6 protein-coding genes are annotated in these 12,543 nt (G+C 61.6%); 2 read left to right on the top strand and 4 right to left on the bottom strand.

The genetic code is table 11. The features are described from left to right. Window positions 1–6 precede the first annotated feature (6 nt). The 4 genes from msrA to aceE all read right to left on the bottom strand — a co-directional run bounded on the left by msrA (window position 7) and on the right by aceE (window position 8,024). A complete protein-coding gene (gene msrA / locus HX792_RS17090) occupies window positions 7–654 on the bottom strand; it encodes a peptide-methionine (S)-S-oxide reductase MsrA (protein ID WP_176997188.1) in 648 nt (215 codons plus the stop codon). A 73-nt stretch (window positions 655–727) separates the two neighbouring features. Beyond that, a complete protein-coding gene (locus tag HX792_RS17085; RefSeq protein WP_176997187.1) occupies window positions 728–3,421 on the bottom strand; it encodes a bifunctional diguanylate cyclase/phosphodiesterase in 2,694 nt (897 codons plus the stop codon). 305 nt (window positions 3,422–3,726) lie between these two features. Beyond that, a complete protein-coding gene (gene aceF, locus HX792_RS17080) occupies window positions 3,727–5,367 on the bottom strand; it encodes a dihydrolipoyllysine-residue acetyltransferase (protein WP_176997186.1) in 1,641 nt (546 codons plus the stop codon). Window positions 5,368–5,378: 11 nt separating this feature from the next. After that, window positions 5,379–8,024: a pyruvate dehydrogenase (acetyl-transferring), homodimeric type gene (gene aceE / locus HX792_RS17075; protein ID WP_176997185.1), complete on the bottom strand. Its 2,646-nt coding sequence runs from the start codon at window positions 8,022–8,024 to the stop codon at window positions 5,379–5,381. Between the two features lie 382 nt (window positions 8,025–8,406). Between aceE and glnE the strand changes: the two genes are divergently transcribed. Then, window positions 8,407–11,346 (top strand): bifunctional [glutamate--ammonia ligase]-adenylyl-L-tyrosine phosphorylase/[glutamate--ammonia-ligase] adenylyltransferase, encoded by a 2,940-nt coding sequence (glnE, locus tag HX792_RS17070; RefSeq protein WP_176997184.1) that lies wholly within the window; start codon window positions 8,407–8,409, stop codon window positions 11,344–11,346. Window positions 11,347–11,508: 162 nt separating this feature from the next. Beyond that, complete coding sequence (waaF, locus tag HX792_RS17065) at window positions 11,509–12,543, top strand: lipopolysaccharide heptosyltransferase II (protein WP_176997183.1); 1,035 nt, start codon at window positions 11,509–11,511, stop codon at window positions 12,541–12,543.

Genomic DNA, 12,543 nt, shown 5'->3' with positions numbered 1-12,543 from the left:
TTGGCTTCAGATCGGGCAAGTCACGCCCGTGCCGCCAATCCCGCAATAGCCCTGTGGGTTCTTCGCCAGGTACTGCTGGTGATACGCCTCGGCGAAGTACACCGTCGGCGCTTCTTCGATTTCCGTAGTGATCACACCCAAACCGGCCTTGGTCAGTTCACCCTGATACGCCTCGGCACTGACCTGCGCTGCCGCCAATTGCTCCGGCGTTGTCGCGTAGATCACCGAGCGGTACTGGCTGCCGATGTCGTTGCCCTGGCGCATGCCCTGGGTGGGGTTGTGCAGTTCCCAGAACATCTTCAGCAGGTCTTCGTATTTCACCTTGGCCTGGTCGTACACCACCAGCACCACTTCGCTGTGGCCGGTCAGGCCTGAGCAGACTTCTTCATAGGTCGGGTTCGGCGTGTAGCCACCGGCATAACCCACCACCGTGCTGACCACGCCGTCGCGCTGCCAGAACCGCCGTTCGGCGCCCCAGAAGCAGCCCAGGCCGAAGATGGCAAAGCCGACGTCATCGAGGAACGGACCGAGCAGTGGGTTGCCGTTGACGAAATGTGTCTCTGGCAGTGCCATCGGCGTTTCACGGCCAGGCAAAGCTTGTTCTTGAGTAGGCAGCACGTTTTTGTTCACCAGAATTTCCGAGCGCAAGACCATGATCAGTCCTCTCGTCAGGTTGAGTTAGCGGTAAATATTCAGACAGGCAGTGTGCCCGAGTGTTACAGCGCTGTCAGGCGATTGGCCCGCGTGGGTAGCGTTTAAGCTTCTCCAGCAGCTCCCCACCGGGGATAGGCCGGTCGAACAGGTAGCCCTGGCCCACGTCGCAACGGTGCCGGCGCAGGAACGCCAGTTGCTCGGAGGTTTCGACACCTTCGGCCACCACCTTGAGCTTGAGGTTGTGGGCCATGGCGATCACCGCTGAGGTGATTTCCATGTCGTCCTGGTTGTCCGGGATCTCGTGGATAAAGCTGCGATCGATCTTGATGATGTCGATGGGGAATTTTTTCAGGTAGCTCAGCGACGAGTAACCCGTGCCGAAGTCGTCCATGGCCAGGGTCAGGCCAAAGCTCTTCAATTGATCAAGCTGCAAGCGCGTGTCTTCGGTGGCTTCCAGCAGCAGGCCTTCGGTCAGCTCCAGCTCCAGCAGGCTGGCCGGCAGTTGTTCTTCCTTGAGGATCGTGGCGATCGAGGCCACCAGGTCAGGGTCGGAGAACTGCTTGGGCGACAGGTTGATCGCCACCTGCAGATTGCCCATGCCACCGGCGCTCAGTTGCTTGCTCATGCGGCAGGCCTGGCGCGCGATCCATTTGCCGATCGGGATAATCAACCCGGTCTCTTCAGCCACGCTGATGAACTGGTCGGGGCGGATCATGCCCTTTTCCGGATGGTTCCAGCGCAGCAGCGCTTCCATGCCCAGCAGGCGACCGCTGCGCAGGCACAGCTTGGGCTGGTAGAACACGTCCAGTTCGTTTTGCGTCAGGGCGCGTCGCAGGTTGTTTTCCACGAACAGCTTGTAGCTGGCCTCGGCGTTCAGCGCTTCGGTAAACACCTGCACTTGATGTTTGCCGTTGGCCTTGGCCTTGTGCAGGGCCAGGCCCGCGTTACGCATCAGGGTCTGCGGGTCGCGGCCATGCAGCGGTGCACAGGCCAGGCCCACGGAACCGGTGACGCTGATCAATTGATTGTCGACGAACATCGGCTTGTCGAGGGTCGTCAGCAGCTGGCTGGCGACCTGCTGGCCGCTCTCAAGGTCGGTGTCGTCCAGCAGCACGGCAAATTCATTACTGGCGAAACGCGCCAGGCTGCCGCCCGCGCTCAAGCTGTTGCGCAAGCGACGTGCCAGGCTGATCAGCAGCTTGTCGCCGGTCTGGTGGCCGAGGCTGTCGTTGATCCGCTTGAAGTTGTCGATGTCCACCAGCAGCAGGCTGATCGGGCTGTCGCTGTCGCGGGCAAAGCGTTCATCCAGGTTGCGGATGAACGCCGGGCGATTGCCCAGGTTGGTCAGGTTGTCGGTGTAGGCCAGGCGTTCGATGCGCTGTTGCGCCAGCTTGGTCTGGGTGATGTCTTCGTAGATACCGATGTAGTGGGTCAACTCGCGGTTGTCGCCATACACCTTGGAAATCGACAACTGGCCCCAGTAGGGTTCCAGGTTCTTGCGCCGGCTCTTGAACTCGCCCTGCCAGCTGTTGCTCTTGGCCAGGCTCGACGGCGCATCGAACAGCAACTCGCTAAGGTTCTCCAGCGCCGGCAGTTGCGCCAGGCGGTGGCCGTGGACTTCTTCGGCGCTGTACTGGGTGATCGCGGTAAAGCTGGGGTTGACGTACTCCACCACGCCGTCGCAGTTGACCAGCAGAAAGGCGTTGGCGCTTTGCTCCACGGCACGCTGGAACAGGTGCAGGGCGCTGGTGGCAGTGCGGCGGTTGTGGTTGTTGATCACCAGCGCAAACTGGTCGGCCAGCTCGCCGGCAAACGCGATTTCGTCCGCCTGCCAGGCGCGCGGGCTGCCGGCCTGTTCCAGGCACAACACACCGACGACTTGGCCGTCGACGCGGATACTGGCGTCGAGCATCGCGTGGATGTCGTTGTCGCGCAGGCTCTCGGCCATTTCCCGGGTGCGTGGGTCACGCAGGGCATTGGTGGCGTCGATGGCGCGGCTGGTCTGCAGGGCCTCGAGGTAATCCGGGAAGCCGCTGGCGTCGATCGCTTCGGGCAAGTGGTACTGCTGGTCGGCACGGCGATAGGCCGAGATCGGCACCAGGCGCTGGCCTTCGAGGTTCCAGATGCTGGCGCAATCGATCTCATAGATATCGCAAGCGCTGCGGGTGATCAGCTCGGCGGCTTCCTGCAGCGAATTGTTGGTGGTGTAGCGCTGGCGGGCCAGCAGCAGGATCAGCTCTTGCTGGGCGCGCACCCGCTCCAGGTGCTGCAGTTGTTCCTGTTGGGCGCGCTGGTTGAGCTCCAGGGCGATCTGCAGGCGGCTGTTCTGGTTTTCCAGGTCGGCGCTCGGGGCCACGTAGGGCATTTCGCTGAACAGGCCGTCGACCACCATCAGGTAGCCGCGCAACAGGTGACGATTGTGTTGTTTGTAGGCTTCGCCCATTTCCAGCAGGCTCAGGGGGCCGTCGCTGGTGTGCAGGGTGTAGCGCACCAGGTAATGGGGGCTCTGGGTCAGTTGTTGCTGAATGGTGTCGTGCAACTGATACCGCGCCTGAGGTTCCATCAGGCTGGCGTAAGGGGTGCCGATCAGGGCACAGAGTTCGACCGCCGGCAGGCCGAATTGGCGCTCGCAATTGGGGTCGAGGTACAGCAGGGCCCAACTCGCCTCATTAAGCCGCTCGAAACGCAGCATACCGAGGCGCGAAGGCACCGGTAACTGCGTCACGACCTCGGCCGCCATACGGGCGACATCGGGTTGGCTTTTCATGGGGGGAACTCACTTGAAATTACGCGCACGGCGCCGGGCTCACGCCCTCTTTTCTGTTGCCTGCGGCAAGGTTGCATCATGCGGCGCGGGCTGACAAGAGAGGATGAAGGCTAAGTGCTATAAGGGGGTTATCGGCTGCTCGGGGGATTTCTGCAATCGGGGTGATGGAAGGTGTACAAGCCCGGTTTTCTTGTCTAACAAACAGGCAAAAAAAGCCCCGCCAAGTGGCGGGGTTGAGGTACGAGCGTGGCGCTCGGAAATCGGTGTAACAGGGCCTCCCCGGTGAAGGGGAGGCCCGTTGTGGTTTACAGCAGGATGGTGCGGATGTCGTTGAGCAGTTGGCTCAGGCGCTGCGTGAAGCGAGCAGCAGCGGCGCCGTTGATCACACGGTGATCGTAGGACAGCGACAGTGGCAACATCAGCTTCGGCTGGAACGCTTTACCGTCCCAGACTGGCTGGATAGTAGCCTTGGACACACCCAGGATCGCCACTTCCGGCGCGTTGACGATTGGCGTGAAGCCAGTGCCGCCAATGTGACCGAGGCTGGAAATGGTGAAGCAGGCGCCCTGCATGTCGTCCGGCGTGAGCTTCTTGTCGCGGGCCTTGGCAGCCAGTGCAGCGGCCTCAGCGGCAAGTTGCAGCAGGCTCTTCTGGTCGACGTTTTTGATGACCGGTACCAGCAGGCCATCTGGAGTGTCGACGGCAAAGCCGATGTGCACGTACTTCTTGCGGATGATTGCTTTGCCGCTTGGCGCCAGCGAGGCGTTGAAGTCTGGCAGTTCCTTGAGCAGGTGCGCACAGGCCTTGAGCAGCAGAGGAAGCACGGTCAGTTTCACGCCGGCTTTTTCGGCCACGGCTTTCTGCGCAACGCGGAAAGCTTCCAGGTCGGTGATGTCGGCCTGGTCGAACTGGGTCACGTGCGGGATATTCAGCCAGCTGGCGTGCAGACCAGCCGCGCCGATTTGCATCAGGCGGGTCATCGGCACTTCTTCGATTTCGCCGAAGCGGCTGAAGTCGACGGTGCGGATCGGCGGAATGCCCGAACCACCGGTAGCGCCGCCGGCAGCCGGCGCTTCCTTGGCTTTCTGCATCATGGCTTTGACGTAAGCCTGCACGTCTTCCTTCAGCACACGGCCGTGAGGACCGCTGGCCGCGACAGCGCTCAGCTCAACGCCGAACTCGCGGGCCAACTGACGCACGGCAGGGCCGGCGTGAACCTTGGCACCGCTTGGCGCAGGTGCGGCAGCAGGGGCCGGTGCGGCTTCAGCTTTTGCAGCCGGTGCAGGTGCGGCAGCGGCCGGAGCCGCTTCAGCCTTGGCAGCAGGCGCAGCTGCCGGTGCTGGAGCCGCAGCCGGAGCGGCGCCTTGTACTTTCAGCTTGAGGATGAAGTCGCCAGTGCCGACTTCGTCTTCCAGCTTGACTGCGATGCTTTCCACCACGCCGGCAGCCGGCGAAGGGATTTCCATGGAGGCCTTGTCGGACTCCAGGGTGATCAGCGACTGGTCGGCTTCGACGGTGTCGCCGACCTTGACCAGCAGCTCGATGATCTTGGCCTTGCCCGACGAACCGATGTCCGGGACGTGAATGTCCTGGACAGAGGCTGCGGCCGGAGCAGCAGCCGGGGCCGCAGGGGCCTCGGCAGCAGCAGGCTTTTCAGCCGGCGCGGGTGCAGCAGCGGCAGCAGGAGCCGCCGCAGGGGCCGCATCAGCGGCACCTTCGATTTCCAGCTCAAGCAGTTCGTCGCCTTCTTTCAGGCGGTCGCCCAGCTTCACTTTCAAGCTCTTGACCACGCCGGCCTTGGGAGCAGGGATTTCCATGCTCGCCTTGTCCGACTCCAGGGTCAGGATGCTCTGGTCGGCTTCGACGGTGTCGCCGACCTTCACAAACAGCTCGATTACTTCACCTTCACCGCTGCCGATGTCAGGTACGCGAATGAGTTCGCTCACAAAAAGTCTCCTCAGCAGTCCAGTGGGTTGCGTTTTTCCGGGTTGATCCCGAACTTGACGATAGCGTCTGCTACCACCTTAGGTTCGATCTCACCACGGTCAGCCAAGGCTTCCAGGGCTGCCAACACCACGAAGTGACGGTCAACTTCGAAGAAGTGACGCAGCTTCTTGCGGCTGTCACTGCGGCCGAAACCGTCGGTGCCCAGGACTTTGAATTCCTTGGACGGGACCCACTGGCGAATTTGTTCAGCAAACAGTTTCATGTAGTCGGTCGAAGCGATCACCGGGCCTTTACGGCCGGTCAGGCACTCTTCAACGAAGGTGCGCTGTGGCTTCTGGCCAGGGTGCAGGCGGTTGTGACGCTCTACGGCCAGGCCATCGCGACGCAGTTCGTTGAAGCTGGTTACGCTCCACACGTCAGCGCCGACGTTGAACTCTTCACGCAGGATCTTCGCCGCTTCACGCACTTCGCGCAGGATGGTGCCGGAGCCCATCAGCTGCACGTGGTGCGCTGCTTCCTTGGTGTCTTCTTCGAGCAGGTACATGCCCTTGATGATGCCTTCTTCCACGCCAGCCGGCATTGCAGGCTGCTGGTAGGACTCGTTCATCACGGTGATGTAGTAGAAAACGTCCTGCTGCTCTTCGGTCATCTTCTTCATGCCGTCCTGGATGATCACCGCCAGCTCATAGCCGTAGGTTGGATCAAAGGTGCGGCAGTTCGGGATGGTGGCAGCCAGGATGTGGCTGTGACCGTCTTCGTGTTGCAGGCCTTCGCCGTTCAGCGTGGTACGGCCGGCGGTACCGCCGATCAGGAAGCCACGGGTACGGCTGTCGCCTGCTGCCCACGCCAGGTCGCCAATACGCTGGAAGCCGAACATCGAGTAGAAGATGTAGAACGGCAGCATCGGCTGGTTGTGGCTGGAGTACGAAGTACCGGCAGCGATGAAGGAGCTCATGGCGCCCGCTTCGTTGATGCCTTCTTCGAGGATCTGGCCCTTCTTGTCTTCCTTGTAGAACATCACCTGGTCTTTATCGACTGGCTCGTAGAGCTGGCCGACGGAGGAGTAGATGCCCAACTGACGGAACATGCCTTCCATACCGAAGGTACGGGCTTCGTCCGGGATGATCGGCACGATGCGCGGGCCGATGTCCTTGTCCTTGACCAGCTGCGCCAGGATGCGCACGAAAGCCATGGTGGTGGAGATTTCACGGTCGCCCGAGCCGTCGAGGATGGCCTTGAGGGTGCTCAGGTCTGGCGTCGGTACGCTGAAGCTGTTGGCGCGACGCTGTGGCACGAAACCACCCAGTGCGGCGCGGCGCTCGGCCAGGTAACGGGCCTCGGCGCTGTTCGGCTCTGGCTTGAAGAACGGCAGGTTCTCCAGCTCTTCGTCCTTGACCGGGATGTCGAAGCGGTCGCGGAACAACTTCAGGCTGTCGACATCGACTTTCTTGGTGTTGTGCGCTGTGTTCTTCGCTTCGCCGGCACCGGTGCCATAACCCTTGATGGTCTTGGCCAGGATGACGGTCGGTTGTTCTTTGTGGTTCACCGCTTCGTGGTACGCCGCGTAGACCTTGTACGGGTCGTGGCCGCCACGGTTGAGTTTCCAGATCTCGTCGTCGGAAAGGTCTGCAACCATCGCCTTGAGTTCAGGCGTGTTGAAGAAGTGTTCACGCACGAACGCGCCGTCTTTGGCCTTGTAGTTCTGGTACTCGCCGTCGATGACTTCGTCCATGCGACGTTGCAGGATGCCGTCGACGTCTTTGGCCAGCAGTGGGTCCCAGAAACGGCCCCAGATGACTTTGGTCACGTTCCACTGAGCACCGCGGAACACGCCTTCGAGTTCCTGGATGATCTTGCCGTTGCCGCGAACCGGGCCGTCGAGGCGCTGCAGGTTGCAGTTGATGACGAAGATCAGGTTGTCCAGCTTCTCGCGGCCAGCCAGGGAGATGGCGCCCAGGGATTCCGGCTCGTCGCACTCGCCGTCGCCCAGGAAGCACCAGACTTTCTGCTTGCCTTCAGGGATGAAGCCACGGGCTTCCAGGTACTTCATGAAGCGAGCCTGGTAGATCGCCTGGATCGGGCCCAAGCCCATGGATACAGTCGGGAACTGCCAGAAATCAGGCATCAGCCAAGGGTGCGGGTACGACGACAGGCCGTTACCGTCCACTTCCTGGCGGAAGTTGTTCATGTGTTCTTCGGTGATGCGGCCTTCCATGAACGCACGGGCGTAGACGCCTGGGGAGGTGTGGCCCTGGAAGTAGATCAGGTCGCCACCGTGTTCGTCGGTCGGGGCCTGGAAGAAGTAGTTGAAGCCGATGTCATACAGGGTTGCGCTGGAAGCGAAGCTGGAGATGTGACCGCCCAGGTCCGAATCTTTCAAGTTCGTGCGCATTACCATCGCCATGGCGTTCCAACGTACCAGCGAGCGAATGCGGCGTTCCATGAACAGGTCGCCAGGCATGCGTGCTTCGTGGGTAACGGGGATGGTGTTGCGGTATGGCGTGGTGATGGCGTAGGGCAGTTGCGAGCCGCTGCGGGTCGCGAGTTCGCCCATACGGGTCATCAGGTAGTGAGCACGGTCTTCGCCTTCTTTGTCGAGAACCGATTCCAGGGCGTCCAGCCATTCCTGGGTTTCGACGGGATCGAGGTCTTGCATGGCTTGCTCCAGGGCGGAAAGGCTACCAGAATCGGTTGCCTGAGTTTGCGACTGGCCTTGTGGGCAGACGACATAAATTCTTGGATGGCCGAAGGTTGCTTCGGCGTCCTGTAGTTTTACTACAAATCGTCGGCCATTTCAGCCTTTCGAATGTATATACGAGTAGTAAAACTACACAAGACTGAGCGTATGGCTCGGTCTGGCTGGTGAGCATAATCGTTATTGTTGATCTTTTGCGAACAAGAAAAGGTGAAAGTTTGATGCTGGCTGCCAAAATGAAATTAATTTCAGCTATTTCTCACCTTTGTTCGACAGTCCTTCACCAAGCGTGGTTCTTGCCTTCACGGCAACACGCCTTTTACGCGCCGAACAAGGATAGACCATGAGCCTTCCCACGCTGGCCGAACTGCCGGCCGTTCTCTTGCCTTTTGCCCAGCGGGCCGAGCAGTCATTTCGTGACGCAGTGGCCGCGCTGGACGACGATCATGGACTTTCTGCGTGGACGCCGCAACGGTGGGCCGACTTCGCCCGCGTGTGCGCCGCCAGTGATTTCGTCATTGAACAGAGCCTTCGTGACCCTTTGATGTTGCTCGAGCTAGTGGCCTGGGGTGAGTTGGACCGCGGCTTTGCGCCCGACGAGCTGTGCGGGCAGATCGCCGCCGCCGTGCAACAGGCCGAAACAGAAGATGAGTTGGGCCGCGTGCTGCGTCGCCAGCGCACCCGCCAGCAGGTGCGCATCATCTGGCGCGACCTGACGCGCCAGGCCGACCTGGTGCAAACCTGTCGTGACCTCTCCGACATGGCCGACGCCAGCATCGACCAGGCCTACCAATGGCTGTACCAGCGCCACTGCGTGCAGTTCGGTACACCCACCGGGCGGCGCAGCGGCGAGGCGCAGCACATGGTCATCCTCGGCATGGGCAAGCTCGGTGCTGTGGAGCTGAACCTCTCCTCCGACATCGACCTGATCTTCGCCTACCCCGAAGGCGGCGAAACCGTGGGGGTCAAGCGCGCCCTGGACAACCAGGAATTTTTCATTCGCCTGGGTCAAAAATTGATCAAAGCCCTCGACCCGATGACCGTCGACGGCTTTGTATTCCGTGTCGACATGCGCCTGCGCCCCTACGGTTCGGCCGGCGCGTTGGTGCTCAGCTTCAACGCGCTGGAGCAGTACTACCAGGACCAGGGCCGGGACTGGGAACGTTACGCCATGATCAAGGCGCGCGTAGTGGCCGGTGACCAGGTGGCCGGCGCGCAGTTGCTCGACATGCTGCGACCGTTCGTCTACCGCCGTTACCTGGACTTTTCCGCCATCGAAGCGCTGCGCACCATGAAGCAGCTGATCCAGCAGGAAGTGCGGCGCAAGGGCATGGCCGACAACATCAAGCTGGGGGCGGGCGGCATTCGCGAAGTGGAGTTCATCGCCCAAGCGTTCCAGCTGATCCACGGCGGCCGCGACCTCAGCCTGCAGCAACGACCATTGCTCAAGGTGCTCGGCACCCTGGAAGGCCAGGGCTACCTGCCGCCGGCGGTGATCGCCGAGTTGCGCAATGGCTATGAGTTCCTGCGCTACACCGAACACGCTATCCAGGCGATTGCCGACCGTCAGACCCAGATGCTCCCCGACAGTCCCGAGGACCAGGCGCGCATTGCCTTTATGCTGGGTTTTGCCGATTGGGCGAGCTTCCATGAGCGCCTGATGGACTGGCGCGGCCGCATTGACTGGCATTTCCGCCAGGTCATCGCCGACCCGGATGAAGAAGAGGGTGAAGAAAGCGAACTGGTTGTGGGCGGTGAGTGGTTGCCGCTGTGGGAAGAATCCCAAGATGAAGACGCTGCCTGTCGCCAGTTGGCCGAGGGTGGCTTTACCGACGCGCCCAAAGCCCTGAAAGCCTTGACCAGCCTGCGCAGCAGCCCGCAGCTGCGTGCCATGCAGCGCCTGGGCCGAGAGCGCCTGGATGCGTTTATCCCACGTTTATTGGCTCAGGCTGTCGAGCATGCCAACCCGGACCTGGTGTTGGAGCGTGTGCTGCCGCTGGTCGAAGCCGTCGCCCGTCGTTCCGCTTATCTGGTGCTGCTCACGGAAAACCCCGACGCCCTGCGTCGACTATTGACCCTGTGCGCCGCCAGCCCGTGGATCGCCGAACAGATCACGCGTTTCCCATTGTTGCTGGACGAATTGCTCAACGAAGGCCGCCTGTTCAAGCCGCCCTTGGCGCCGGAACTCGCCGCCGAATTGCGCGAGCGCCTCACGCGCATCCCCGAGGATGACCTTGAGCAGCAGATGGAGGCCCTGCGCCACTTCAAACTGGCCCATCGCCTGCGCGTCGCGGCGTCGGAAATCGCTGGCAGCCTGCCATTGATGAAGGTCAGCGACTACCTGACCTGGCTCGCCGAAGCCATCCTCGAACAAGTGCTGGCCCTGGCATGGCGCCAGACCGTTGCGCGTCACGGCTCGCCGCAACGGCTGGACGGTACGTTGTGCGATCCTGGGTTCATCATTGTCGGTTATGGGAAAGTCGGCGGGATCGAACTGGGGCATGGTTCGGACCTGGACCTGGTGTTTATCCATGACGGCGACCCGCAAGCTGAAACCGACGGTGCCAAGCCGATCGATGGCGCGCAATTCTTCACGCGCCTGGGTCAGCGGATCATTCATTTGCTGACGACCCAGACCAACTCCGGGCAGCTCTATGAAGTGGATATGCGCCTGCGTCCTTCCGGCGCATCCGGTTTGCTGGTGAGTTCGCTCGGTGCGTTTGACCGCTATCAACAAAATGAAGCCTGGACCTGGGAACATCAGGCCTTGATTCGCGCGAGGGTGCTGGTGGGCAGCCAGGATGTGGGCCGCGCATTCGAGCAGGTGCGGGCCAACGTGCTGGGGCGTGAGCGTGACCTGGAGAAGCTGCGCCAGGAAGTCAGTGAGATGCGTGCCAAGATGCGTGACAACCTGGGCACCAAGACCACGGCGGCCGGCACCGGCGCCAATGCCTTCGAGCCCACGGCGGTGTTCGACCTCAAGCAGGATGCCGGAGGTATCGTCGATATTGAATTTATGGTGCAATACGCGGCTTTGGCGTGGTCTGCGCAACATCCATCGTTGCTGCGCTATACCGACAATATCCGCATTCTGGAGGGCCTGGAGCAGGTCGGGCTGATGCCTGCCGCCGATGCCCACCTGCTGCGTGAGGTGTACAAGGCCTACCGTTCCGCCGCGCATCGCCAGGCCTTGCAGAACGAGGCCGGCACAGTCGCCGGGGATCAGTTTGCCGACGAACGGCGCCAGGTGATGCGGATCTGGAAAGAACTGGGGTTAAGTTGAGTCAACGGTAGGAGCCGGCTTGCCGGCGATTGAGGCCCTTGGAATCCATGGTGATCTTTCGGACGTTATCGCTGGCAAGCCAGCTCCTACAATCATTCTTCTCCTACAGAAATTATCGAGGCGGGGAGGCATTAGCCTCCCCGTATCGTTTGTGGAAACTACATGAATATTCTGATCGTTGGGCCCAGTTGGGTCGGTGACATGGTGATGGCACAGACACTGTTCCAGTGCCTGCGCCTGCGCCATCCAGACTGCCAGATCGACGTGCTCGCCCCGGAGTGGAGCCGCCCGATCCTTGAGCGCATGCCCGAAGTGCGCAAGGCCTTGAGCTTTCCGCTCGGCCATGGCGCGCTGGAGCTGGCAACCCGCCGTCGCATCGGCAAATCCCTGGCCGGCCAGTATGACCAGGCGATCCTGCTGCCCAACTCGCTCAAGTCGGCGCTGGTGCCGTATTTTGCCGGCATCCCCAAGCGCACCGGCTGGCGCGGCGAGTTTCGCTACGTGCTGCTCAACGACGTGCGCACCCTGGACAAGGCGCGCTACCCGCTGATGATCGAGCGCTTCATGGCCCTGGCCTATGAGCCGGGCGCCGAATTGCCACAGCCGTATCCACGCCCGAGCCTTGAGATCGACCCGGTCAGCCGCGATGCGGCGCTGGCCAAGTTCGGCCTGACCCTGGACCGCCCGGTGTTGGCCCTGTGCCCCGGTGCCGAGTTCGGCGAATCCAAGCGTTGGCCGTCCGAGCATTACGCCAAGGTCGCCGAGGCCAAGATCCGCGAAGGCTGGCAAGTGTGGCTGTTTGGTTCGAAGAAGGACCATCCGGTGGGCGAAGACATTCGCCAGCGCCTGATTCCCGGCCTGCGTGAAGAGGCCGTGAACCTGAGTGGCGACACGTCGCTGGCCGAGGCCATCGACCTGCTGTCCTGCGCCGATTCGGTGGTGTCCAACGATTCCGGCCTGATGCACGTGGCTGCAGCGCTGAACCGCCCGTTGGTGGCGGTGTACGGCTCTACCTCGCCGGGTTTCACCCCGCCACTGGCCGATAAGGTCGAAGTGGTGCGCCTGGGCCTGGACTGCAGCCCGTGTTTTGAACGCACTTGCCGTTTTGGCCACTACAACTGCATGCGCCAGTTGCTGCCGCAGCCGGTGAATGAAGCCTTGCAGCGGTTGCAGGGCGTTGTGGTCGAGGTCCGATAG

This window comes from Pseudomonas sp. B6002, from assembly GCF_013385985.1.
Classification (GTDB): Bacteria; Pseudomonadota; Gammaproteobacteria; order Pseudomonadales; family Pseudomonadaceae; genus Aquipseudomonas.
Note: the sequence above shows the minus strand (reverse complement) of the source record. Positions and strands in the feature narration are given on the sequence as shown.

Excerpts from the sequence above, each read along its gene's own strand:
- waaF (WP_176997183.1), top strand. The coding sequence starts at position 11,509 with ATGAATATTCTGATCGTTGGGCCCAGTTGGGTCGGTGACATGGTGATG.
- aceE (WP_176997185.1), bottom strand. The coding sequence starts at position 8,024 with ATGCAAGACCTCGATCCCGTCGAAACCCAGGAATGGCTGGACGCCCTG.
- HX792_RS17085 (WP_176997187.1), bottom strand. The coding sequence starts at position 3,421 with ATGAAAAGCCAACCCGATGTCGCCCGTATGGCGGCCGAGGTCGTGACG.
- glnE (WP_176997184.1), top strand. The coding sequence starts at position 8,407 with ATGAGCCTTCCCACGCTGGCCGAACTGCCGGCCGTTCTCTTGCCTTTT.
- msrA (WP_176997188.1), bottom strand. The coding sequence starts at position 654 with ATGGTCTTGCGCTCGGAAATTCTGGTGAACAAAAACGTGCTGCCTACT.